The organism is Neobacillus sp. YX16, from assembly GCF_030123505.1.
In the GTDB taxonomy this organism is placed as follows: Bacteria; Bacillota; Bacilli; order Bacillales; family Cytobacillaceae; genus Neobacillus.
In genome coordinates this window covers 5,382,056-5,406,774 of the sequence record NZ_CP126115.1, presented here as the reverse complement: position 1 = coordinate 5,406,774, position 24,719 = coordinate 5,382,056, and the positions used below count along the sequence as shown (strand labels likewise).

Sequence of the window (24,719 nt, the reverse complement as noted above, 5' to 3'; positions counted from 1 at the left end):
GCATTTTTTTAAAAAATGGGGGGTCAAAAATAATGAAAAAGCATATGTCGATTATGCTAGTGATGATTCTGCTATTGCTATCCGCGTGTTCCAATAATACAGCGGGGAATGAAGAGAAAACGGGAGATTCAAAAAATCCAGCAGGGAAGATCACCGTATGGGGATGGGATGTTGCCGCAGCAACTATGGAAGCGGCAGTTGAGGGATTTCAGAAAAAATATCCTGATGTAATCGTTACGGTAGAGGATTTCAATAGCTCCGATTTATACGATAAGGTAACAGTGGGTCTGGCAGCAAGAGGTTCAGGATTACCAGATGTTGTGTTAATGGAGGATGAACGAATTCCTGGATATCTGCACCAATTTCCTGAAGGATTTGTAAATTTGGGCAAGCTTGGATATGACCAATATAAAGATTCATTCAATCCAGCTAAGGTTGCCGCTGTTCAGAATAAAGACGGAGATATCATCGCAGCTCCATGGGACATTGGTCCAGCAGGAATGTTCTATCGAGTAGATTTCTTTGAAAAGGCCAATATTGATCCAAATTCCATCCAAACATGGGATGACTACATTGCAGCAGGGAAGAAGATTAAAGAAGCTACTGGTGCACAGCTATTACCCATTGACATACCGAACTATGATGGTGTCTTTCAAATGATGATGCAGCAGCAAGGACTTTCTTATTTTGATAAGGAAGAGAAAATCACCTTGCAATCGAAGGAAGCAATTCAAGCCATGGAAGTAATCAAAAGGCTTCATGAAGAGGATTTAATCCTAAACAATAAAGGTTGGGATGGTATTGTAACCGCAACAGTAAATGGAAGTGTTGCCACCGTTCCTTATGGTGTCTGGTATGCAGGTACTATCATGGACCAAGCACCAGATTTAAAAGGGAAATGGGATGTATTTTATCTGCCGAGCTTTGAAAGTGGCGGCACTAGATATGCAAACGTAGGAGGATCATCCGTGTTGATTCCTTCATCAAGTAAAAATCAATCTGCTGCCTATGCCTTTGTAGAATTCTTTACAACAGATCAAGAATCCCAACTGTTAGGTTTTGAAAAATATGGGCTTTTTCCATCCTTAAAGGAAACGTATAGCAATCCAATATTTACTGCTAATAGCGAGTACTTTAATAATAGTCCCATTTTCAAAAAGTTTGCTGATATTGTTGATCACGTGCCACAAATTAACGTAAACGAAAACTTTGCAAAAGCAACCAGTCTTACGAGTCATGCACAAGCAGCTATTTTGCTTGAAAACAAATCGGTTGAATCTGGATTAAAAGATGCGGAGGAACAGTTAAAAAATGAAATAAAAAAATAGATTTTTAGAAAGTTAGAGAGCTGAGTGTTCCAATATTTCTCAGCTCTCTTATTCTAAAATCCTAAGAAGTAAGGATGGTGGCTCGGTTGGAGCAAACAGAAAAGGTTGTAAATACGAAAAAAAGCTTTCGAGTCAAAGAGAGAAAAAGTTTATTAACTCCTAAAAATGTCCCATATGTTTTTATCGCGCCAGCAGTGCTGCTAATTTTGATTTTTACCGTGTATCCTGTAATTTTTTCATTTATCTTAAGCTTTCAAGAGGTGCGTGGTCTGGAGAAATCATTTGTGGGTTTTGCCAATTATTCTCGATTATTCCAAGATCCCATTTTCTATAAATCTCTTTTAAATACCTTTCAAATACTGATTGTCCAAGTTCCAATCATGCTCTTTCTCTCTTTACTGATTGCAGTCGGGCTCCATTCTTCCATGTTAAAAGGAAAGGCGTTTTTTCGAATCTCTTTCTTTATGCCTGCAATCACAGCGCTTGTTGCAGCGTCGATTGTTTTTATGATCCTTTTAGATGAGCATTTCGGTCTCGTTAACTATTTATTATCATTCGTCGGTGTGGAAGCCATCCCATGGTTAACAACTCCATTTTGGGCGAAGGTCTCTGTCATCCTTGTTATGACTTGGAGATGGACAGGATATAATATGGTGATTTTTTTAGCTGGTTTGCAAAATATTCCATCGGAATTATATGAAGCAGCAAGTATTGATGGGGCAAGTAAAGTAAAGCAATTTTTTATGATCACGATTCCCCAATTGAAACCTGTATTTATTTTTACAGTTGTCATGTCAACCATTGGTACCCTTCAGCTATTTGATGAGCCGTTTATTTTGACACAAGGGGGACCAAATAATGCCACGATGACAATTACACTTTATTTATATGAAGCAGGCTTTAAATTCTTTGACTTTGGTTATGCATCAGCAATTGCTTATGTTCTTGTCATAATCACAGCAATCATTTCGTGGGTTCAGATGAAACTGGTAGGTGATGAATAATGATACATTCTAAGAAAATATCCTCGAAAATAGGGATTTACTGTTTATTAATCGCTGGTGTGGTCTTATCGATTGCTCCATTTTATTGGATGCTTGTCGGTTCTACCCTGCCATCAGGAGAGATTTTTCGTTTACCTCCTAAACTTCTTCCAGGGGATTACTTAGCAAAGAACTTTCAATCGCTGAATGAATCATTAGGTTTTGCCAAAATATTTTGGAATTCACTCTTTATTGCACTCGTTTATACATTGATTAGCACACTCATTAGTTCAATGGCTGGCTACGCATTTGCAAAATTTAAATTTAAGGGTAAGAACTTGTTCTTTTTCATTATTTTATGCACATTAATGATTCCTTCTCAGGTGACATTGATTCCATTGTTTGAAATGATGGTTACCTTTAATTGGTTAAATACGTATCAAGCAATTATTTTACCGACGCTGGCCTCTCCTTTTGCGATTTATTTAATGAGGCAGAACATGAAGTCGGTTCCAGACTCGATTATTGAGGCATCCCGAGTGGATGGGGCAGGGGAATTAAAAATATTCTTCACGGTTATTTTACCTGTATCAAGACCTGCAATGGCTGCTGTTGCTATATTTCTTTTTATGTCACAATGGAATAGCTTACTCTGGCCGCTTATTACCTTAAATTCGAAAGAAATGTTCACTTTGCCTGTTGCGTTATCCAGTTTAATCGGAATGGCGCGTATTGATTATGGACAGTTAATGTTAGGAACTACCTTATCTACGGTCCCAATTATGATCTTTTTCCTATTGCTTCAAAAGCATTTTATTTCTGGGATTCTAGGTGGTGCGGTTAAAGAATAACAGGGTAGCTAAGGACTTAGAACACAAACGCCCAGCGACAAGTTTACGTCGCTGGGCGTTTTATTATTTGGATTCTGCCGCTTTTCTTTCTTTGAATTCTGCTTTGATTTGGGCTAATGTATCCTTGTTCGTAATCAGTTTTAACGCGGTTAGTGCAAGTGCTTTAGCACCAGTGATTAGAGCTTGGTCTCCTTTAGGGGAGGCTGCTGCTTCTCTGAATGGTACCGTATGCGGAATAAGGTTGCTAGCACCAATTTTAATATAGGGATGAATGGTAGGGACAACCTGGCTAATGTTTCCCGCATCCGTTGAGCCGATGCCTTTGTCGCCAGAATCCACCACGGTTTCACCTAATTCTTCTACAACTTCCTTAAATACTGCATCATAATTGCTATTTAATAGAAGGTTATCGACTTCATTTTGGAACGCAATGACATTCAACTTTGCCCCAGTGGCCAATGCCGCGCCTTCTGCCACCGCTTTTACCCGCTTAGTAACTTCATTCAAACCAGCTCTTGTAGCAGCCCTGATGAAAAATCTGGCTTTTGCATATTCAGGGATAATGTTTGGTGCATCTCCGCCATGTGTGATGATTCCATGAATGCGGACATCGTCTTTAAGTTGCTGTCTTAACGCGTTGATTCCATTAAACAGCTGAATGACTGCATCGAGTGCATTAATTCCCTCATGCGGGGAAGCAGCGGCATGTGCCGGCTTTCCGATAAACTCAAAGTCCAGCGGATCAACTGCTAGAGATGAACTGGTTAGACGTGTCTCACTATTTGGGTGGATCATCAGTGCGGCGTCAATCCCGTTTACAAGACCATGTTTAACGAAGCTGCCTTTTGCACTGCCGTTTGGCCCGCCTTCTTCTGCAGGGGTACCGAAAACAACTGCTTCTCCGCCTGTTTCTAGTAAAACCTTACTCAAGGCAATCGCTGCAGCCACGCTAGTAGTTCCAATAATATTATGGCCGCATGCATGTCCCAAACCAGGAAGGGCGTCATATTCTGCTAGGAATGCAATGGAGGGACCTGGCTTTTCTGATTTTTTACGTGCTACAAATGATGTTTCATGTCCTGCAACACTCTTTTCAACCTCAAAGCCTTCTTTTAAAAGAATGTCTGTTAGCAGGGAAGATGCAAAAAATTCTTCGTTGCCGATTTCAGGATTTTCATGAATTCTATGGCTGGTTGAAAGGTAAAGCTCTTTATTGCTTTCCACATTTTCAATGATTGTTTCTTTTAATACGGTTATGGATTTAACAGCTTCTGTCATCATTTCTCCTCCTTTGATTGTCCAGCTCCGGCGCCTGGACAAGGCGCTGGAGCTTTTCTATCTACCAACCAATATTGCTTAGTGGAACGAATGTTGGAATCATGTTGCCCTTGTACTCTTTTTCAATAAATTTAGCTGTATCTTCAGATTGGTAAAGTTCTGCTAATCTCTTATATGTTTTGTTGTCTTTGTCTTTTGCTTGGACCGCAATAATATTCAGGTAAGGGGTAGCTGTTTCACTTTCATGGAAAATCGCATCATCTAATGGGCTAAGACCTGCATCACCAGCAATCCCGTTATTGATCACAGAAGCGGCAACATCTGGCAAAGCTCTTGGTGTTTGCGCTGGTACAACTGGAACAAATTCAATGTTTTTAGGGTTAGCTTTGATTTGCGTAAGATCGCCATTTGGATCAAAATCTTTTGGTAATTCGATGAGCCCAGCTTCTTGAAGAAGTAATAAGGCACGGCCTTGATTGGATGCATCGTTCGGAAGCGCAATTTTTGCACCATCTGGAATGTCTTTAACATCTTTGTATTTCTCAGAGTAAATTCCCATTGGAGCAAGGACAGTAGTCGCGATTGGCACTAAGTCTAATTTGTGTTCTTTAATAAATACATCAAAATACGCGACAGTTTGGAATGCATTAACATCTATTTCGCCTTCTGCAAGAGCTGTGTTGGGAGCAACGTAATCGGAGAATGAAACGATTTCGATATTGATTCCCTCTTTTTCTGCCTTTTTCGCTACAAAATCCCAAATACGTGTATCGGTTCCGCTGACACCAAGCTTAACAGTAGTTGATTCTTTACCCTCGGATGTTTTTTCAGAACAGGCTGCACTAATGATTGCCAATGTAATAATAATGATGGATAGTAATAGTTTTTTCATGTTATTTTCCTCCTAGGTTATCTTCTTCTAATTTTTTTTGCTGCTATATTTCCTAATGACTGCAGGCCTTGAACCATTACAATCAGAATTGCTACTGTAATCATCATCGTGACTGTATCAAAACGCTGGTAACCATATGTAATGGCTAAATCTCCAATCCCGCCGCCGCCGACTGCGCCAGCCATTGCCGATGCTCCAACTAGACCGATGGTGGCAATCGTAAGAGCTAAAACAAGGGAACTTAGTGCTTCAGGAATAAGAAATTTGAAAATAATTTGTCCTGGGGTTGCACCCATTGCCTCTGCTGCTTCAATTACACCTGGATCCACTTCTAGCAAAGAATTTTCTATCAATCTTGCAATATAGGGACCGGCATAGAATACCAGAGGGACAACTGCCGCGGCGGTTCCAATCGATGTACCGACAATTAATCTTGTGACCGGAATCATGGCTACTAATAAAATAATGAACGGAACAGACCGGAAAATGTTAATGATCCCATTCAAGACGGTAAAGAACGGCAAATTCTGAAGCAGATGACCTTTCCGTGTTACCACTAACAATATTCCCAACGGCAGACCAAGGATGGTTGAGAACAAGAGCGAGAAGGCGACCATTTGGATGGTCTCGATTAAGGCAGAAATGATTTGCTCTGAATTAACTAGCATGTGCTACCACTTCCTTTATGCTGATATTCTTCTGGTTGATATACGTTAACGCGCGGATGACTTCTTTGTCAGATCCCTGGAACTCAACAATGAGGTTTCCAAAAGGAGTTCCTTGAAGCTCGGTAATATTGCCGAACAAGACATTGATATGAATATCAAACTGTTTAGCTAGTTGTGATAATAACGGCTGACCCGCGGTGCTGCCAACAAAATTAATTCGGAAAATCCTCTGCATTCCATCATGCTTTTGAATGATTTCTTTAATAGAATCAGGCAGCTGGTCATTCATGACTGTGCTAACAAAATTTTTGGCTGTCTGTGTTTTTGGTGCTGAGAAGACGTCAAACACTGTTCCTTCTTCAATAATTTTTCCTGCTTCGATAACGGCCACCCGGTCACATATTTCTCTAATTACTGCCATCTCGTGCGTGATGATTAGAATCGTGATGTTGTATTCGTTATTGATTTTTTTCAACAGCTGTAAAATCGAGCTGGTTGTCTGTGGATCGAGAGCAGAGGTGGCCTCATCACAGAGCAGGATTGATGGCTGTGTGGCCAATGCTCTGGCAATTCCAACACGCTGCTTTTGTCCGCCTGAAAGCTGGTCAGGATAATAGTCCGCTTTGTCGGATAATCCGACAAATTCTAGTAACTCTTGCACCCTTTTTTTGACCGCATCCTTAGGAACTTTGGCTAGCGTAAGGGGCATTGCCACGTTGGCAAACACTGTTTTTGAGTTTAATAGGTTAAAGTGCTGAAACACCATCCCAATATTTTTCTTAATCTCTCGGACTTCTTTGACGGACATGGAAGTAAGGTTATGACCATCAACAATGACACTGCCGGAGGTCGGACGCTCTAGTAAGTTCACACAGCGGATAAGTGAGCTTTTCCCAGCACCACTAAAGCCGATCACTCCGAATATCTCTCCCTTATTAATCTTCAAATCAATTCCGTTCAATGCGGCAACCTGCTGTCCGCCACTTTCATAAACCTTTTTAAGATTCTGAAATTCGATCATGTGTATCTCTCCTTTTTTAGGCTATTTTGTAAGAAAAGAGCTTGCAATCTTAATTTTGAGTATAAAAATAATTTATTCCGCGTTAAAATCGGCTTTAGGATTTTAACAACAATCTTTACGAAAACAGCCTTTAACAAATAAAAAACCCTCTTCTTGAGAATAAGAAGAGGGCATGCCGATGCAAAGCAATAGCAAAAAAACTCTTCTTATCTCCCAAGCCTGCTGCTTGCTGGATTTGGCACAGTCCCCAATGGGTTCCGCTGCCGAGGTGTCATAGGGCCAGTCCCTCAACCTCTCTGGATAAGAAATATTATTCAGTTAAAAATAAAAAACCTCTTCTTGTAAAAGAAGAGGGCGAATTGAAAAAATCATAGGTCCTCTTCTTATCTATCAAGTCATACTTGCTGGATTTGGCACAGAATCAGATATTCCGCTGCCGAGGTGTCATAGGGCCAGTCCCTCAACCTCTCTTGATAAGAAGTATTTTTACTTTATTCATTTTTTGAACTTGTTAATTAATTTACTGTAGTAATATACAAAAGTCAAATCCCTTTTTTAAAATAATAGTTAATCTTTTCTAATTAAAGCGTTATCATCCTCTACAGATAGGTAATTTGAAAAAATAATAAAAATTTTTTCATAGTCTTTAAATAAAGAAAAAGAGAGCAAAAGAAATCGCTCTCTACCATGTTGATTGTTTTTCGAACTACCTTCTTTTTACTAAACAAAGTACCCCGTGGATGATTAATACAAGAGAGAATAAAAGGACAGCTAGGACTCCAATTAGGAGAACTAATGGGCTAAGAGGCGCAAGAAAACCAGTTAGCTCAACTCTTAGAAAGGCAAAACCAGCAAGGATACATAAGAAGTATAAAAAAGGGCTGCGATCTAACACACTCATTGCATCTCACTCCTTTCGTGGGGTTAATTCATTAGTATTCATCAAAAGAGTTATTTATTTGCCAGAATAATAAATCAGTTCCAAATAACTATCTTTTTGGAAATTTAATCCTCTTGAATAGGCGTGTGAAGCAGTGCTTAAGACATGTTTTAAGGATGGTGTTTGGAGTGTGAGTATTTGAGCAAGGAGTTGGAAAATATAACTTATAATTATATGCTTTTGAAGGAGAAATCCATCCATGTGGAAGCTGGTATTTATCTTCTTTTTTATTCTTGTTATTATTGCTTATCTGGTTCCGAAAAGATTGAAATATATACAACCAGTCTTTTTGCTTTGGTATTTGGTATTAATGTAGATTTGGTTCTCGTCTTTAAATACCATTTGTATGGATATTTTGGCAAAGGCTTTCAATGGCTAGGGTTTGTTGGTGAGTTTCTTTACTTTATTCCAGTTAGTATTTTGTTCTTAAATTATTATCCGTTTAATGGGACTAACCAAAAGAAACTCCTTAACCTTCTTGCATGGACAGCAGGCTCCTCCATTATTGAATTTCTTGTAGGAAAAAACACATTTTTTTAACTATACAGGCTGGAAGCTTTGGTATTCCATCTTTCTATATCCCTTCGTTTTTTTAGTCTTGGCGGTTCATTTAAGGATTGTTAGGAGAATGATAAAAACAGATAAATAAAGTGGAGGCTGGCATCAACAGGCACCAGCCTCCTACGTTATGATCATTTAACCTGCATCAAAATGCCTCAGCACTTTTCTTCACTGTTTTTTCCACTGCAAGTTCCGGATGAACTCTTCGTATGACGGTTGGTCTTAAAAGAGTAAGGACTACGCTCACACATAATCCAGATGATAGAAGCAGAACCCATTCGGCAGGGAAGATATCGTACAAAAATCCATATAGCACCATTCCTAATGGTGATAATGCCATGGCAACTGTTTCAATAAGGGAAAATACACGTCCCTTAAATTCATTTGCAATTTGTTTTTGCATCATTACTTGGGTTGGTGTATTGACGAATACAATACAAACTCCTAACCCAAATTGAAGAAGAATGTAGTACCCAAACATGATGTTGTAAGACATCGTGAAGAGTAAAGGTAATATGGTACTTCCCATGATGACCCCCATGAGAATAATGCCTCTTTTTGAAACCAGCAATGGAAATCTTATCTCTTTCCGGAGGGAGAGATAAATCGATAATAGCAGCATTCCAACGGCAAAGGCGCCTTCTGTAAAACCAAAATGGTGGGAAAGCATTTTTAATTTTTCAATAAGGATGAAGGAATATCCAACCTGATAGGCGCTGAAAAGGAAATTAACTAATAAGGCAATCCAGATAATGGTCATTAACATCGGCTGTAATTTTAAATAGGAGACACCCGCCTTCATTCCTTGCCACATGGATTCTTTAGACTTCTCCACTATTTCTGCTTTTTGGGCGGCGAACAAAGTGAAATTCATCGTGGCGTCGAGAACGATGGCAACCGATGAAGCAGTCATATAGAAAATGAGGAATAGCGGCATGGAAATCACTCCATACAAAAGTCCTCCGACTGCGGGAGAGGCAATAGCCGCAAAGGAAACAGACATTTGGTTTAAGGACATTGCTTTTTGAATTCTGGCTTCGTCCACAAGTCCTGTTATGGAGGAAGTGAACGCTACACTGGAAAACATGGATGTAAGGGACAGGATGCAGGTGGTGATATAAATAGCGGTTAAGGATAAACCAGAGGTGACACTGACGACTAACAATCCCCCGATAGCTAAGGTAGTTGCTATTTGTGAGATTATCGCGATCCTTTTTCGTGGATATTTATCGATGATATAACCTGCAAATGGTGCAGCGATGGTACGAGGTAATACATTGCAAATCAAGTTTAGCGCAAAACTTTTCGCCGATCCTGTGGCTTGCAAAATATAAAAACTAATGGCAAATGAATATACCTGTGAACCAAAAGAGGCAATCAGTTTGCTTATAGTAAACGTCCAAAGATGGTAAGTGGCTTTTTTTAACATGTTACTATTATTCATATTATCTCCTCATTCCTTAGAGTTTTTGGAAAAAAGTTTAATTTAATTAAACAAATCATAACATGAAGTTTTTACCAAATCAAGTAAAAGTTTAATTTAATTAAACAAAATCTAAGCCTATTTTGTTTACACCTTTCCATTTGAGGGAATGTTTAATATAATTAAACTATCCGAAAGTAGGAGGTTGTTCATTCGATGCTAGGAGACCGAATACGGAAAATAAGAAAGCAAAAAAAGCTGACACTTGAAGCGCTGGCAGGGGAAGGACTTACAAAAGGGATGCTCAGCCTCATTGAGAATAATAAAGCGAAGCCGTCTATGGAAAGCCTCGTTTACATTGCTGAGGGACTAGGGGTTGAGGTAACGGATTTATTAGAAGAAATCAGTACACAGGAATTAAGAGAAACGCTTGAAAAGGCAGAAACGATCTATAATCAAAAAGGGGAAACCGCAACAGATAAATATCAGCAGCTAATAACTCTTATAGAACCTTTTATAAAAAATCTTACGCAAGGCTATGAATCGGCACGTTTGTTAGATCTCTATAGCCGAAGTCTTTATGGAGAAGAATTAATAGGCTGGGAGGAATTCTCAGGTCAAGCAGCGGCCTTGTATGACAAGATGAACTTAACAGCTAACCGTGCCCAAATCGCGATTTTTCGTACAATGGTGAAATTCGTTCAGCATGATTATCAAAGTGCTTTGGAAATCTTGGTAAGGGAACGTGCAAATATTGAATCCAATCATGTCTATATGGATCCAATGACTACAGTTGACCTTGACTATACTGAAGCGGTATTACACTTTGCTGTTGGAGATGATCGTGCTGCCACACTTACGATGGAAAAGACGTTTAATTTTTCAAAAAAGCATAAAATTTTTTATCGCACGGATGATTTATACAGACTTGGAGCAGGACAGGCTACGATGAGAAACGACAAAGAAAAGCAAGAATTGTATTTACGAAAGCTAAAGCAATACGGTGATTTCGCGGATGACTTACTTTCCATCCTCATTCACGACTATATTGTTATTATGACTCTAAATACTGAAAAACATGATTATTCCAAGGCGTTGGAGATGATTGATCGTTATTTGGAAGACCCAAAGTTGAAGGATGTCGTCGGATCTTTATACGTAATTGAAAAAGCAAAGGCCCTTTATGGCCTCGGTGAATATACAGAAGCAATTTTTTATATTGAAAAAGTAGAGACACCGTCTACAACGCACCATCCGTTCGACTTATCACTCTTTTATGTTCGGTATGCATACAAAGCACTATGCCATTGTGAACTTGGAGAAATGGAGGAGGCGCTCCAGGCTGCCCAACTGGCTGTTAAGAATTTCGAAACCCTTCCAAATACACCTTTCAAGGAATTTGCGATAGAAACGTACAATAAAATCAAAGAAAAATAAACAATAGTGGGCTCATGGTGACCGAAAACAAGGAGAAACAAAAAAAGTGGTCACCATAGAGGGCTCATGGTGACCGAAAACAAGGAGATATCAAAAAAGTGGTCACCATAGAGGGCTCATGGTGACCGAAATCATAGGAAAATCGAAAAAGTGGTCACCATGAAGGGTTCATGATGACCGAAATCAAAGGAAAATTAGAAAAGTGGTAACCAATCCAATTATGAAAAGACAATTATCTATATTCCACGTTCAAACCCTCGTTTAAACTTTGGTTTTAACCTTCGCTCCATCTTCCGCTCAGCTTCAGGTTCATTCCGCTTGTCTACGCTTCCAATCACTTTAAAGCTATTCTTGGTAATTTGATAGGATGGAACTTCACTTGCCTGTTTCACCTTTAACTTGCGTGCTTTTGGAAGTTTATATAACACCCCGACTTTTACCTGCTGAACTTCTTTCACTCCCTGGATAATCAGCTGCATCGCAAAGATCGCAAGCATGAAGGCAACAAGTATCCACAAGTACCAGTAGCGGCCAGAAGCGATAATGGTTCTTCCTAATTCCCCAATTAACCCTGACCATTCATGGGTTATCGACATTGGCGGATTTGCACCCATCGGATCAAAGTCAAGTTTTGTCCCGCCAAAGAAAAATTTAAATATCCCTAAATGAATAAAGATTAATAGTACTTGGATAAATTGAGTCCCAAGTAAAATCGTCAAACGGGGACCAATATGCGGGAAAATATGACGCCAGAATAGATGAAATCTGCTGCCGCCTAAAACGCGCGCACTGGAAATAAATTCATAATCAAGAACTCGCTTTATCTCTTTTCCTAATAAAACCGTTGTTAACGGAACCACCAGGATGGTTAAAATAAACATTTCTAATAAAACACGTTCGGTAAAGGTGTAGGTAAATTCATAGCCAAAGCCGGTAAATGCCGGCATTAAGATCGGCGCGAGCAAGATGTACGCAATCAAGCTTAACGGCAGGAAATGAATCGAATCGATTATCTTCCCAAGCCATTGCTGGGTGCGGGGACCTAAGTGAAAAGCATAAATGATACCAAACAAAAGACCGCCAAGAACCCGTAATAAGGCAATTAACAAGGCGAAAATCAATGTATACTTTGCGCCAATAACTAATTGGTCAAAAAGGCTGAACCCTAATTTATCTGAACCAAAGAAGAAGGGCTTTGTTGGTGCATGCGGCATCGCACTGAGCAGTGTTACACCATCTTCCGCGTAATAAAGTCTTACTTGGTCGACGTGGTTATCGGTGGTGACCGAATAAATGATACTGTAACTGATGGTTATTATGAAAAATAACGCTCCAAGCGCGAACTTCCAATTTTTCATATGCCTCCCATAGGTAAACAGTACATTGATAAATGGGCGGAATGGCGATACTTTTCTAAGGTTAATAGATTGAAGAGAAAAAAGGATGTTTTCAAAGAACCTCTTTGCCCCACCCGCCATATTTCCCACCCGCCATTTGTGCCACCAGGAACTCCGTCTCGTTTCGAAAGAAAGCGTCTGATCTTCTTTAAGCCAAAGATCTACTAACTGGAATAGAAAGTAAAAGGGCGTAAAAATTAGACCCAGCGTAACAAAAATGGTTATCGGTTGGAAGTTATCAAGTAAGTAGAAGGTTAGTCCATGAACGTTAAATACCCGCTCAATAATAAATTGACTTGAAAGTGTTCCCCAAATAATAATCTTGATGTGATGAAACGAAAGGGGCATGATATTTTTTAAGATATGTCTGATTAAAATATTGAATTTATCTATCCCTTTACTTTTTACAAAGGTGACATAAACCTTCAAAAACTCTTCCTCAATCATAAGAAGTAAAATCTTGAACATGGAGACAAGCGGTAAGATAGCCAAGGTGACAATTGGGGCAAAATAAGCCTTTTCCTTATAGCTTGCCACCTCAAATAAATCCACTCCAAACGTTTTAAAGATAACGATAGATAATACTTGTAATAACGTAGCGAGGATTAAGTCTGGAACAGACTCTAATACATCAAGCAGTCTTTTTACCGGGCTAAGAACTACTTTAGGTAAAAAGGCTGACCCTATAGCGAGAAGAAGTGCGATGCTGAATCCTGCTAAAAGAGCTCCTAAGAGGATTTGCATGGAATAAATAAATGCCGGCCCTATAATATCCATCATTGGAGCACCGCCAGCTATGGATCGTTCGAATTTATAAATCCATGTTTCTGGTTTAAACAGGTCCTTGCCAAAAGAGAATAATTGCTCAAAATAACCTGAAGCATCAGGATTTACTCTAGTGGAAAAATATTGTGGAAAAACACTTATACAAAAGATCGATAGTATTCCAAGTATATAGTATGTAATTGATCTAACAATCTTCAACTTCTCTCACCCCATTATCTCCTCTAAATTACTACTTTCGCATAATAGTTGTAGTGTCACGTAAATAAAATTATATTCGAAATATTCCCCCTTTTCAACCAAATATATTTCCAGTTATTTCAACCTTTGGGTTATGGACGTAACTGGAGTTTAATTAGTTACATTAAAAGGTAAAAAATTTGTTTTTTAACGGGTATTAGAAAATGCCCTTGCCTGTAGGTAGCAGGCAAGGGCATTTTAGTTTGTATCTATTAAAAAAGTAATTGAATGACTAATTTTATCCAACCGAAAAACGCGATCCATAGCGGTACACTTAAAGAAGTGCCCCAAACTAGCCCATATGCGAAATTACCCTGCTCGTCCATGAAATCCACTCCCTAATAATAGTTGTAGATTACCTTCAACTGTTTTTTCGATTGTGTACATTCATTATATTTGAAACCGCTTACAACGACAATAGTATAAACTACATAATTCCTAGTGTTTAACTTGATAACCATAAAGTGGACAATAAATAACTTTTCCATGACTTTAAGATAACAAATTTAAAATGAGAAATAACCAAAAGCTTGTCCAGCAAATAGAACTGTTTTTCGACTTAGCAACGACAAAATATTTTCCAGGAAATTGACTATTATTCTTTTTTTACAGGAGCTGAGGGCACTTTTAATCAAACGTTTGATTAGTAGTGGAAGGTGAAAATATTGTCTGAGTTTGTTGATATCTATCACAGCTAATTCTACGAGTTTAGTATAAGGTCACCTTAAGTAGTAATTGTTGATTCTCAGTAATCGTAGAAAGGAGATTTCTTTTGAGAAGTGAGATCAAAAAGCCAGATATAAATTCATATATTGAAATTTGTAAGCCCTTACTCACAGGTGCGCCTTATCCTTGTTACTTAATGGATTTGGAAGGAACGATTGTTTTTTCGAATGAAGGTGTTCAAGAATTAACCGGGTACATGAGACAGTATCATTATCAACAAAATTTCGTTTCAATCCTTGAAGAAGAGGAGATTGGTAGGGCGATTGATCATATTAATGCTGTACTGAAGGGTGAAAAACTGAGCTTTCAAACGAAGCTTAGACAACGGAACGGTTCTGTGATGATAGTAAATATTCTATCTATCCCAGTCGAAGTAGATGGCGTGATTCTTGGTATTTGTGGTTACATTACCAATATCGCAAATGAAAAACGGCAAACCGCCCGCTCTATCCCTAGTCATTGGGATAATATCTTCACGGGCATTGAGATTTGTTTATGGAGTCTGGATGTCAAAACAATGGAGACGATTTCGATATCGCCTGTCTGTCAGACTATTTTTGGCTATCGTGAAGAGGAGTTTCTGCAGTATGACCTGTTATGGGAGAAGTTAATTCTGCCTGCTGATAAAACGGGCGCCCACAAACATATGGAGTTGGTGAAGAAGGGGAGATCCTCTCTGCATGAGTACCGTATTGTGAGCAAAAGCGGGGAGCAAAAATGGGTGTCTGATTTTATTGTACCGATTTTTTCTGAACATCAGCATGAACCCATCCGAATTGACCGAATTGTAGTAGACATTACGAAGCGAAAAAGTGCAGAAGAGAAACTAACCTTTTTAGCCTTTCATGATTCATTAACCGGTCTGCCAAACAGACGGAAATTGGATCATGAGCTTCATAAAGCGTTAACGGAAGCAAGGGAAAAGGAAAAGTTGGTTGGAGTATTATTCCTGGATCTTGATCGATTTAAATATATCAATGATTCTTTGGGCCATAAAATGGGTGATAAAGTATTACAGGTGATAGCGGAGAGGCTGAAGGTGAGCTTAAGAAATGAAGATATTATTTCTCGCCAAGGCGGCGATGAGTTTGTCATTTTGCTCAATAACCTGAGTACAAAAGAGGATCTTCTTGAAACGGCAGCGAGGATAAATGGGATTATTGCGAAACCAATCAGGCTGCTTGAAAATGAATATGTACTAAGTGCAAGTATTGGGATGAGCATTTTTCCGGATCATGGATATGAGGCAGAAGGATTAATTCAGAAGGCCGATCATGCGATGTATCTTGCAAAGGAAAGCGGTGTGGGAATCCAGCCTTATGAATTGGGAATGTCGACAAGTCTTTCACGAAAACTTCTGCTTGAACAATACCTTCATAAGGCTATTGAAAAAAATGAATTATATTTAGATTATCAACCAATCGTTGATGTTTACGGGAAACAAGTGATAGGGTTGGAGGCACTCCTTCGTTGGAATCATCCTGTTTTGGGGGCAATATCCCCAGGAGAATTTATTCAAATTGCCGAAGAGTCGGACCTCATCATAAAATTAAGCAACTGGGTATTGGAAACATCCTGCAGACAGCGTAAGCTATGGGCAGATATGAACCTGCCGCCGTTTTATGTATCGATTAATGTGCCAGCGCGACAAATCAATCTTGAGTCGTTTCCTCAAAATGTAAAAGATACACTGGAACACTATGATTTGCCGCCCCAATTACTCAAAATAGAAATCACAGAGCGAACGGCCATGACCAATGTTCAGAAAACGTTAAATACGATAAAAGAGTTACAGGATATTGGAGTTGATCTCATTCTTGATGATTTTGGTGTCGGTTATTCTTCGATTAGTTATCTTGTACAATATCCATTTAATACGATAAAAATCGATAAATCGTTTATTGAAGGATTGGAGAATAAAAATCAGCGATCTGTCTGCCGCACCTTGGTTGCAATGGGAAGAAATCTGGGAATGAATGTGGTAGCAGAGGGCGTGGAGGAGCTAGAGCAATATCAATTCTTATGCAGCATTGGCTGCCATAACATGCAGGGGTATTATTTTAGCAGGCCAACGAGTGTTGAACTGATTGAGACATTCTTTACGTCTAAACAGCAGGGAATTCAAAATAAATTTCAATAAGGCCGAAGACAAAATTGCCCTCGGCCATTTTATTTTTTTACCATTGTAATAAATTCGATAGATCCTCTACTAAACTCCATCTTTTTAACAAATCCGAGTTTCGTATAAAGGTGGATCGCTCTTTGGTTAAAAGCTGCAACACTTAATCTGAGAGAATCAGCCTTATAGGTTTCTAGAACATAGGAAAGGATGAATGAGAAGAATTCCGCTCCGAAACCTTGACCTGTTAAGGAAGGGTTCATCCCAATTCCAATATCTGTTATATCCTCGGAATATGCACCTACTGTGTTGCCAAATGGCACTTGAGCTGCGCTGCCAATACAAAAGAAGCCAACGAGTGTTTCGTCTGTATTCAACAAGGCAAAATAAGGGTTTTCTAGTAATTCGTTAAGAGATTCAGAGCTTTCTTCATTATTATAAAAATCATAGGGTGCTTCATATTTCCAAGTTAGGATCTGTTTTGCGTATTCCTCCGTCATCCTCTTTACAACGAACTGCATTTACAATACTCCCTTCTTAAAAGTAAAACCGCCGCCGCCGTTAATGTCAGCGGCGATTTTGCTTTTATATTTTTGCAGTCCGTATGACCTTGCTCATCATTTCTGCATTTGGATAGTTGACTTCATGATAGAGTGCCACGACACGTTCGAGCTCGTAGCTTACTCTTCTGATTGAAGTTTTCAGATGGCCATCCTCGATTTCAACCATACCGTAAGATGCCTTAGCCAGACCATCGAATGGCAACCCCACACTGCCGATATTCATAATGACCTTGCCATTGAGAAAACGAATATAAGGCTTGTGGATATGTGCATAAACATATACTTGTGCTTCAGGTGCATGCATTAAACTTGATTCAATTTGATTGTCATCGGCATTTGGAAGCACGATATCAAATAAACTCGCAGGTGTAGCATGGAAAGCAGAAATTCCAACATCCTCAAATCTTAAATTTAATTGAGCAGGCAGGCTATTCAAATAATCGATGTCTGATGGTTCAAGTTGTTCCACAATCCATTGACGTTCAAGATTCATCAGCTCCAATGCTTTCTCTGGAACTTCACCTTCTGAGACACCGCGTACCACCCATTCATCGGCATTTCCTTTTATTACTTCAGTATGTAAAGACCGGACTAAATCAAGAGAGCGTTTAGGCTCTGGTCCGCGATAGCAGATATCACCGAGTACATAAATCTTATCAATCCCCTGCTTTTCTATATCCTCGAGAACGGCCTCAAGCGCAATGGCGTTCCCGTGTATGTCCGAAATGAAAGCAATTTTCATAACACAGAAAACCTCCTTTTTTAAAATTTTACCATCATTTGTTTATAAAATAAAAATAGGGAGTCGGAAAAATTAGAATTTTCAAGAAAAGCTTCGCTTATATGGGCTGTCTACGGTATAATCTTTTCTATTACTAAAAGAGAGGTTATGAAAAATGAACGCATATATAAAGGGCCAAATTGAATTATTTCAAAAAGTAAATAGGAACCGCGGACGTCTATTAGTCAGCTGTTCGGATCAGCCAGGGATTGTTTCAGCCATCTCCCAATTTTTATTTTCCTATCAAGCAAATATCATTGAATCCAGTCAATATTCAACCAATCCGGAAGGCGGAGTCTTTTTTATCCGAATTGAATTTGAATGCCCGGGTCTAAAGGAAAAGGCGAAGGAGATGGAAGAGCAGTTTGCTGCGATTGCTGAGACGTTTTCGATGGATTGGAAATTAACGCATGTCTATCATGTGAAAAAAGCGGCAATCTTTGTGTCCAAGGAGCTTCACTGTTTACTCGAACTGCTATGGGAATGGCAAAGCGGTGATTTAATGGCGGATATCGCTCTTGTGATTAGTAACCATGAGGAAGCAAGGGATGCGGTCGAAGGGTTGAATATCCCGTTTTATTACATTCCGGCGAATAAGGATATTCGTGCTGAGGTGGAAACTAAGCAGCTTGAACTGTTAAAAGAATATGATATTGATTTAGTGATATTGGCGCGTTATATGCAAATATTAACGCCGGATTTTGTAGCCGCAAATCCAAACAAAATTATTAATATCCATCATTCCTTTTTACCAGCGTTTGTTGGTGCACGACCATACGAACGTGCCCATGCACGCGGTGTAAAGTTAATTGGAGCAACCTCCCATTATGTGACCAATGATCTTGATGAAGGGCCGATTATTGAACAGGATATTGCCCGCGTTGATCATCGTAATGACGTGGACAATCTGAAAAAAATTGGCCGTAGAATCGAAAGAAGTGTATTGGCCAGAGCTGTGAAATGGCATATCGAAGACCGCATTATTGTCCATCAAAACAAAACGATTGTTTTTTAAACTTATAAATGCTACTACCGTATGTGTCAGGCTTGTATGTTGTTGAGTTGCTGATAACCGTCTGGAAGCAATCTTTAAAAGAGGCTCTTGAGGACAAAACTCAGTAGGGAAGCCAGAGATTAGTCTTTAATAGAGGCTCTTGAGGACAAAACTCAGTAGGGAAGCCAGAGATTAGTCTTCAATAGTGGCTCTTGAGGACAAAACTCAGTAGGGAAACAAGAGATTAGTCTTTAATAGAGGCTCTTGAGGACAAAACTCAGTAGGGAAGCCAGAGATTAGTCTTCAATAGTGGCTCTTGAGGACAAAACTCGAAAGGGAAGCCAGAGATTAGTCTTTAAAAGAGGCTCTTGAGGACAAAACTCGAAGGGGAAGCCAGAGATTAGTCTTCAATAGTGGCTCTTGAGGACAAAACTCGAAAGGGAAGCCAGAGATTAGTCTTTAATAGAGGCTCTTGAGGACAAAACTCAGTAGGGAAACAAGAGATTAGTCTTTAATAGAGGCTCTTGAGGACAAAACTCAGTAGGGAAGCCAGAGATTAGTCTTCAATAGAGGCTCTTGAGGACAAAACTCGAAAGGGAAGCCAGAGATTAGTCTTTAAAAGAGGCTCTTGAGGACAAAACTCGAAAGGGAAGCCAGAGATTAGTCTTCAATAGTGGCTCTTGAGGACAAAACTCGAAAGGGAAGCCAGAGATTAGTCTTTAATAGAGGCTCTTGAGGACAAAACGCAGTAGGGAAGCCAGAGATTAGTCTTCAATAGTGGCTCTTGAGGACAAAACTCGAAAGGGAAGCCAGAGATTAGTCTTTAATAGAGGCTCTTGAGGACAAAACTCAGTAGGGAAGCCAGAGATTAGTCTTTAATAAGAGCTATTAAGACAAACTAAACTAAAAAAACTGTCATCTATTTAATTCAATTGGAGATGACAGTTTTTCTTTTTCATTTACAAAATATATGTTTCCCAATTTTCTTAATCTGCGGTCGACTCCAAATCCAACTGCTTGTGGCCGTATCAGGATTAAAATAATAAATAGCATTACCAGTAGGATCCCATCCATTTAAGGCGTCCAGCACAGCTTTTTTTGCTGTTTCGTTTGGTGTTAAATTTATCTGTCCATCGGCAACAGCGGTAAAGGCACCAGGTTCATAGATGACGCCTCCGACGGTATTAGGGAAAGAGGCACTTTGGACTCGATTCAGAATAACGGCGGCCACAGCAACTTGACCTATGTAGGGCTCTCCGCGTGATTCCCCGTATACGGCATTTGCCATCAATTGGATATCGTTTTGGCTGTACCCGTTTGGAACATTGGCGCTAGAACCACCTGAATTCCCTTGCTTTTCATATTTTGTTGCTTTCACCAGCATAGCCTTCGTTTTTGCCCCGACAACTCCATCGACAGGAAGACCAAACTGATCCTGGAAATTCCGAACTGCCCAGTAGGTATTCCATCCAAACACACCATCAATCTTACTTTTAAAAAAGCCATTATAAGTAAGGCGAGATTGCAGCTCAATCACATCTTCCCCGGAAGAGCCTTGCTGAAGTACCTGGTTCGAAAACGCATGGATTTCTTTCCCCTGGTCGCCATTTGAAAAAAATGTAACAGTTAGAAAAATAAGAATCAGTGGAATCTTCAACCATACTTTCCTCTGCAATGTTCATCCTCCTAACTTTTTACTGAGTTAGTTATATACTTCCATATTATTTGTCTTTCTACTCATAAAAAAAGAGACCAGTTGTGAAAACTGGCCTCTAAAACTTACCTTAGTCCATATGCTTTAATAATTTCTTGCTTGATGCTATTGCCTTTATCATCCCAAGCGCTTGCGCGTAGTGAGACATTACTTCCAGCTTTGCTGGGATGTTTAATCGTTGCTGTCCAGCCGTTACTTTCAGTAGCTAGTTCAACCTTATTCCATGTCTGGCCCTCGTCAAACGAAACTTCAAGGGAAGCACCTTCAACAGCTCCGTTTCCTGGTGCTCCAGCAATTTGAACCGCGGATAACCCTAGCTTTGTTGATTTGCCTGCAATACCGTTGCCGTTCATGTCAGTATCAATTTTATAATCCAGTGAAAGTAGCGGCAGAGCTGTACGAGTTTCTTCTTCCTTTTTAGACCAGAATGTCCACTCGGTATGTGTGCGAACGGATGTATTCCAGCGTTCTGCATGACGAGATGCGTTGCTTACAATTCTATACTTCGTTTTTTCCTCTGGTTGTGCTACAAATGAATAGATTGCCTGTCCATTTGCTTTTTTCACGAGTGTATCTCCACGATAAAACTCTAACGTTTGCGATCCAGGATAACTCATGTCTGCTCCTGTGTGTCCAATCCCTGAATCAGCCCATGCCGGAATATTTAGCACAAAGTAATTTCTGTCACGGTAAGGTGTCCAGAAACCATCTCCGAGGCGTGGCCTAACGACAGGTGAAAACCATTCTTCTTCAAGTTTCTGACCAGGAGTGTAAGTCACTTTTGGCTGACGTACTTCCCACTCTGCGTCTTGTACATTAGCCTGATGGTACCAGGATGTGCCTTCTTGAGCGGAAACCCATTCAGTTCGAACAGATGGAAGTGCAAGTTGGAACAAGAAGCCGACTCCATGATGACTGTGGCTCAGGATATCATAACGGAACTCCGCTCCTGGTGCCGGACGGTCTGATTTATATTTGCTATCGATTTTTACAAGATCTTTTGTTTTTGGAGAATACGTTAAATTGCTTGGCACAGCATCATGATGCATATCAACAAGGTCATAAACGAATTCAGTGTCTGGTTTACCTTTAATATTTAGTGTTAAGTTACCAGCCCTAGCTGCCTCCACAAGCTTTTGACCTTCCGTTCCGCTAATACCCGCAACGGCAAGAGGTGTATCAGAAAGTGAAAAATCTTCATTTTCAATTCCTACCCATTCACTTAGCTCCCGTGGTCCATCATTTACGATAATTAAAAACTTTGCCCCGGCAGCTAATGCTGCTGCAGCACGGTCTGGGCCAGAAACTTCACCACTGCGAAGAACGACAACGGCCTTGTCCTTTACATTAAGTCCATTATAATCCTCTGGAGCCCCTTTACCTGCATACACAGTCTCTAAATTGTGTATACCTTTAAAAAGCTTACTTCCGGGCTGAGGAATATCATCGAGCTCTTTGCCTTGGAAGTTGATTGTAAGCATCGGTTCAGCAAGGCGCCAGCGTGTGGCCAAGGTGAATTCTCCCTTTTCTACCTCTTTTGTAGGCTGTGCATACATTTTATCCACCCATACAGGCATGATGTAAATATCATTTACGGTTGATTCTCCAGTGTTGCGGTAATATTCTAATTTTCGATAAGTGGGTTCATTTTTATTAGGAACGTTTACTTCAATCTCTTCAGCTTTACGAGCATCTAGTTCAACAGTCTGTGAACCATTTAGGTTAATCTCAGGATTACCAACGAGAGCGATACCGCGGTGATCTGTATCGTTATCAACCTCTATCCACCCCATAACGGAATAAGTACCTGGCAGTAATCGCAGTTCCCGTGAACCTTTTACGGTCATAAACTGTGGATCTCCGTTTGGACCAAGGAGGTAAAAGTAAGCGTCAGCAGGTGTCCCGTCGCGATCTGTTGCATTGATTGTGAGAGAATACTTTTCTTCTTCTTTAATCATGCCTAAAGAAGTATGAGCAACTCTCTGCCCATTTAGATTAGCTGAAATATGTCCTTGATAGCGGGCGCCAAGAGCACCAAGCTGAGGATCAAGAGTTACCTTTACCTCTGAACTGCTATTAGCCTCAATTGTCACTTTGTTTGTTGAGAGTGTAAACAAGCCAGAAGGTACTTCTGCACCATTGCTATCTATTATTGCTGAAGAAAGGTCTAGTGTAACAGCATGATCACCGTCGTTCGTGTACGTGATGGTTTTCTCAACGGAACCGTCATCATCATGCGGCCAGTCATAGAATCCGAAGTCCAGCGATCCTGTCGCACGAACTGAACCAAATGTGGCTGCAACAACGTCAAGACGCCCCGTTCCGCCTTCAAATGGCTTTATATGGTCAAGCTTTTTAGTTGTACTCATAAGTGCCTCTTTCAGCTGCGCTCCTGTCCAATCAGGATGACGCTGTGAGAGAATAGCCGCTGCTCCCGCGACGTGAGGGGTAGCCATTGATGTACCATCCATCGTTCTATACGGACCGCTGCCATTGCTAAATTGAGAACGGGCAGCTAGTATTCCTACACCTGGTGCGGTAAGGTCAGGCTTTAATCCCGAAATCCCATTTTGCGGTCCCTTGGAGGAGAACCAAGCAAGATGATCAGATTTGTCAACAGCACCTACCGTAAGAGCTGAATCTGCTGATCCTGGTGAATTTATTCCTTCCGAACCCGTATTTCCTGCAGCAATGACAAACAGAGCACCTGTCTCTGCAGTTAAGTTATTCACGGCTTGAGCCATTGGGTCGGTGCCATCGCTAGGCTCGTTGCTGCCGATACTCATATTAACAATTTTAGCATTTTGAGCAGCCCATTCCATCCCATCGATAATCCAAGAATCTTGACCATATCCTTCATTGCTAAGGACTTTTCCAACAAGCAGGTCTGCACCTGGAGCAACGCCTTTATTCTTTCCTTCTGATGCAGCACCTGTTCCAAGTACAGTTGAGGCCACATGGGTACCGTGCGCATGATAGTCACGAACATCTTCATTTGGAACGAAGCTCTTAGAATCAACCATTTGACCTGCGATGTCTGGATGTTCCGCATCAATTCCTGTATCAAGCACGGCTACTTTTACGCCGCTTCCGTCATAACCGGAATCCCAAGCTGTTGGTGCTCCAATCTGAGGGACACTTTGTTCAAGCGTTGCTTCCACCCGGCCATCCAGCCAGATTTTTTCAATTCCTGGCGCTAACAATGCTTTTGAGTTTTTTGCAGACTGCTGATTTTTCGTTATGTCCTGCCAAAAATGACTCGCTTCTTTTTTATCTGTAGAAAGGGCAACCCCATTAATGCTCTCAAGTACATGGGTCTTTTTAGAACCTTTTGGTGTTGGTAACGCTCCTGAACGAGATTTTGATTTTGAATATTGCACGATAACAGGTAAAGTCTTCTGTGTTGCGTCATCATACCCATCTTTAATGAGTGCAGTCACATTAAATAAATCCTGATCCAAAAAACCAGAAGCTAAATAAGGCATTGCTTGATCCGGAATAACATATGTATCTTTGTCCACTGTCAAAATTCGTGCACCACCACCACTAGTGGCAGGTTCCACGTTAATCACACTTTGTCCATCTGCAAGCTCTGTCACCGTTACAACATCACCGGTAATGAGGGTAATGACATGCTTTCCTGTACTTGCTTTTGCATTAATTCCTTGCAGATTCGTGACGGTAGCTTTGTCACCATTCGCATTGCTTGAATCATCAGCAAATGCTTGAAGTGTTGGGACCGCTAGCAGAGCTGTTGTCATCATCATGGCAAAATACTTTTTATACTTTTGCTTGCCCATCTTTCGCATTCTCCTTTTCTAGTAAAAAATAATTATGTATCTACCTTTAACTATAGATGGATTTCAATTGTCTGTTAATTGGGACAATTATACTGAAAAAGCGGTTCATAAGTGGGATTATAAAGGAGGAGGGAGGGATTAAGATGAAAAGTAATGGCTTTTCCTCACCATTTACTTGGGACAATTTAATGAATTCGACAAAAAAGGACAATAGCTGCAT

18 protein-coding genes and 2 riboswitches are annotated in these 24,719 nt (G+C 40.1%); of the genes, 7 read left to right on the top strand and 11 right to left on the bottom strand.

All coding sequences use genetic code 11. The features are described from left to right. Positions 1–32: 32 nt before the first annotated feature. The 3 genes from QNH48_RS26665 (at position 33) to QNH48_RS26655 (ending at position 3,162) form a co-directional block, all read left to right on the top strand. Positions 33–1,328: an ABC transporter substrate-binding protein gene (locus QNH48_RS26665; protein WP_283952697.1), complete on the top strand. Its 1,296-nt coding sequence runs from the start codon at positions 33–35 to the stop codon at positions 1,326–1,328. 86 nt (positions 1,329–1,414) lie between these two features. Continuing rightward, the gene (locus QNH48_RS26660; RefSeq protein ID WP_283952696.1) at positions 1,415–2,332 is read left to right on the top strand and encodes a carbohydrate ABC transporter permease; all 918 of its coding nucleotides are present in this window, start codon (positions 1,415–1,417) and stop codon (positions 2,330–2,332) included. Next, complete coding sequence (locus QNH48_RS26655) at positions 2,332–3,162, top strand: carbohydrate ABC transporter permease (protein ID WP_283952695.1); 831 nt, start codon at positions 2,332–2,334, stop codon at positions 3,160–3,162. Before QNH48_RS26660 ends, QNH48_RS26655 begins: the two co-directional genes overlap by 1 nt. Positions 3,163–3,225: 63 nt before the next feature. Here the strand turns inward: QNH48_RS26655 and QNH48_RS26650 are convergent, their stop codons facing one another. From QNH48_RS26650 to QNH48_RS26630, 5 genes are all read right to left on the bottom strand, one after another. Next, complete coding sequence (locus tag QNH48_RS26650; RefSeq protein ID WP_283955896.1) at positions 3,226–4,440, bottom strand: M20 family metallopeptidase; 1,215 nt, start codon at positions 4,438–4,440, stop codon at positions 3,226–3,228. 61 nt (positions 4,441–4,501) lie between these two features. Continuing rightward, a complete protein-coding gene (locus QNH48_RS26645) occupies positions 4,502–5,332 on the bottom strand; it encodes a MetQ/NlpA family ABC transporter substrate-binding protein (protein ID WP_283952694.1) in 831 nt (276 codons plus the stop codon). Positions 5,333–5,349: 17 nt separating this feature from the next. Further along, positions 5,350–6,000, bottom strand: a complete 651-nt coding sequence (locus QNH48_RS26640; RefSeq protein ID WP_045518363.1) for a methionine ABC transporter permease — start codon at positions 5,998–6,000, stop codon at positions 5,350–5,352. After that, on the bottom strand, positions 5,990–7,021 hold the full coding sequence (locus QNH48_RS26635; protein WP_283952693.1) for a methionine ABC transporter ATP-binding protein: 1,032 nt from the start codon (positions 7,019–7,021) through the stop codon (positions 5,990–5,992). Before QNH48_RS26635 ends, QNH48_RS26640 begins: the two co-directional genes overlap by 11 nt. A 203-nt stretch (positions 7,022–7,224) precedes the next feature. Continuing rightward, a riboswitch (SAM riboswitch) is annotated at positions 7,225–7,328 on the bottom strand. A gap of 73 nt (positions 7,329–7,401) precedes the next feature. Then, positions 7,402–7,501, bottom strand: a riboswitch (SAM riboswitch). Positions 7,502–7,727: 226 nt separating this feature from the next. Further along, positions 7,728–7,922, bottom strand: coding sequence for a hypothetical protein (locus QNH48_RS26630; RefSeq protein ID WP_283952692.1), 195 nt, complete (start codon positions 7,920–7,922; stop codon positions 7,728–7,730). 177 nt (positions 7,923–8,099) lie between these two features. Here QNH48_RS26630 and QNH48_RS26625 point away from each other — a divergent pair, with 177 nt between their 5' ends. After that, positions 8,100–8,501, top strand: coding sequence for a hypothetical protein (locus QNH48_RS26625; RefSeq protein ID WP_283952691.1), 402 nt, complete (start codon positions 8,100–8,102; stop codon positions 8,499–8,501). Between the two features lie 166 nt (positions 8,502–8,667). Here the strand turns inward: QNH48_RS26625 and QNH48_RS26620 are convergent, their stop codons facing one another. Then, positions 8,668–9,966, bottom strand: a complete 1,299-nt coding sequence (locus QNH48_RS26620) for an MFS transporter (RefSeq protein ID WP_283952690.1) — start codon at positions 9,964–9,966, stop codon at positions 8,668–8,670. A 195-nt stretch (positions 9,967–10,161) separates the two neighbouring features. On the opposite strand from QNH48_RS26620, the gene QNH48_RS26615 reads away from it, so the two are divergent. Further along, positions 10,162–11,382, top strand: a complete 1,221-nt coding sequence (locus QNH48_RS26615; protein WP_283952689.1) for a helix-turn-helix domain-containing protein — start codon at positions 10,162–10,164, stop codon at positions 11,380–11,382. A 236-nt stretch (positions 11,383–11,618) separates the two neighbouring features. Here the strand turns inward: QNH48_RS26615 and QNH48_RS26610 are convergent, their stop codons facing one another. Continuing rightward, positions 11,619–13,763 (bottom strand): ABC transporter permease subunit, encoded by a 2,145-nt coding sequence (locus QNH48_RS26610; RefSeq protein ID WP_283952688.1) that lies wholly within the window; start codon positions 13,761–13,763, stop codon positions 11,619–11,621. An 811-nt stretch (positions 13,764–14,574) separates the two neighbouring features. Between QNH48_RS26610 and QNH48_RS26605 the strand changes: the two genes are divergently transcribed. After that, positions 14,575–16,668, top strand: a complete 2,094-nt coding sequence (locus QNH48_RS26605) for a sensor domain-containing protein (protein WP_283952687.1) — start codon at positions 14,575–14,577, stop codon at positions 16,666–16,668. A gap of 29 nt (positions 16,669–16,697) precedes the next feature. Here the strand turns inward: QNH48_RS26605 and QNH48_RS26600 are convergent, their stop codons facing one another. Both QNH48_RS26600 and QNH48_RS26595 read right to left on the bottom strand, forming a co-directional pair. Beyond that, complete coding sequence (locus QNH48_RS26600; RefSeq protein WP_283952686.1) at positions 16,698–17,168, bottom strand: GNAT family N-acetyltransferase; 471 nt, start codon at positions 17,166–17,168, stop codon at positions 16,698–16,700. A 64-nt stretch (positions 17,169–17,232) separates the two neighbouring features. Next, a complete protein-coding gene (locus QNH48_RS26595; RefSeq protein WP_283952685.1) occupies positions 17,233–17,952 on the bottom strand; it encodes a metallophosphoesterase family protein in 720 nt (239 codons plus the stop codon). Positions 17,953–18,106: 154 nt separating this feature from the next. Between QNH48_RS26595 and purU the strand changes: the two genes are divergently transcribed. Further along, positions 18,107–19,006 (top strand): formyltetrahydrofolate deformylase, encoded by a 900-nt coding sequence (gene purU, locus QNH48_RS26590; RefSeq protein WP_283952684.1) that lies wholly within the window; start codon positions 18,107–18,109, stop codon positions 19,004–19,006. A 934-nt stretch (positions 19,007–19,940) separates the two neighbouring features. Here the strand turns inward: purU and sleB are convergent. Both sleB and QNH48_RS26580 read right to left on the bottom strand, forming a co-directional pair. Next, positions 19,941–20,630, bottom strand: a complete 690-nt coding sequence (sleB, locus tag QNH48_RS26585) for a spore cortex-lytic enzyme (RefSeq protein WP_481858516.1) — start codon at positions 20,628–20,630, stop codon at positions 19,941–19,943. A gap of 134 nt (positions 20,631–20,764) precedes the next feature. Then, a complete protein-coding gene (locus QNH48_RS26580; protein WP_283952682.1) occupies positions 20,765–24,499 on the bottom strand; it encodes a S8 family serine peptidase in 3,735 nt (1,244 codons plus the stop codon). Positions 24,500–24,719 lie beyond the last annotated feature (220 nt).

What these genes read in the sequence shown, in the direction of transcription:
- QNH48_RS26650 (WP_283955896.1), bottom strand. Translation starts at nt 4,440, where the DNA reads ATGACAGAAGCTGTTAAATCCATAACCGTATTAAAAGAAACAATCATT.
- QNH48_RS26630 (WP_283952692.1), bottom strand. Translation starts at nt 7,922, where the DNA reads ATGAGTGTGTTAGATCGCAGCCCTTTTTTATACTTCTTATGTATCCTT.
- QNH48_RS26620 (WP_283952690.1), bottom strand. Translation starts at nt 9,966, where the DNA reads ATGAATAATAGTAACATGTTAAAAAAAGCCACTTACCATCTTTGGACG.
- QNH48_RS26595 (WP_283952685.1), bottom strand. Translation starts at nt 17,952, where the DNA reads ATGAAAATTGCTTTCATTTCGGACATACACGGGAACGCCATTGCGCTT.
- QNH48_RS26635 (WP_283952693.1), bottom strand. Translation starts at nt 7,021, where the DNA reads ATGATCGAATTTCAGAATCTTAAAAAGGTTTATGAAAGTGGCGGACAG.
- QNH48_RS26580 (WP_283952682.1), bottom strand. Translation starts at nt 24,499, where the DNA reads ATGGGCAAGCAAAAGTATAAAAAGTATTTTGCCATGATGATGACAACA.
- QNH48_RS26600 (WP_283952686.1), bottom strand. Translation starts at nt 17,168, where the DNA reads ATGCAGTTCGTTGTAAAGAGGATGACGGAGGAATACGCAAAACAGATC.
- QNH48_RS26665 (WP_283952697.1), top strand. Translation starts at nt 33, where the DNA reads ATGAAAAAGCATATGTCGATTATGCTAGTGATGATTCTGCTATTGCTA.
- QNH48_RS26615 (WP_283952689.1), top strand. Translation starts at nt 10,162, where the DNA reads ATGCTAGGAGACCGAATACGGAAAATAAGAAAGCAAAAAAAGCTGACA.
- QNH48_RS26645 (WP_283952694.1), bottom strand. Translation starts at nt 5,332, where the DNA reads ATGAAAAAACTATTACTATCCATCATTATTATTACATTGGCAATCATT.
- QNH48_RS26640 (WP_045518363.1), bottom strand. Translation starts at nt 6,000, where the DNA reads ATGCTAGTTAATTCAGAGCAAATCATTTCTGCCTTAATCGAGACCATC.
- purU (WP_283952684.1), top strand. Translation starts at nt 18,107, where the DNA reads ATGAACGCATATATAAAGGGCCAAATTGAATTATTTCAAAAAGTAAAT.
- QNH48_RS26655 (WP_283952695.1), top strand. Translation starts at nt 2,332, where the DNA reads ATGATACATTCTAAGAAAATATCCTCGAAAATAGGGATTTACTGTTTA.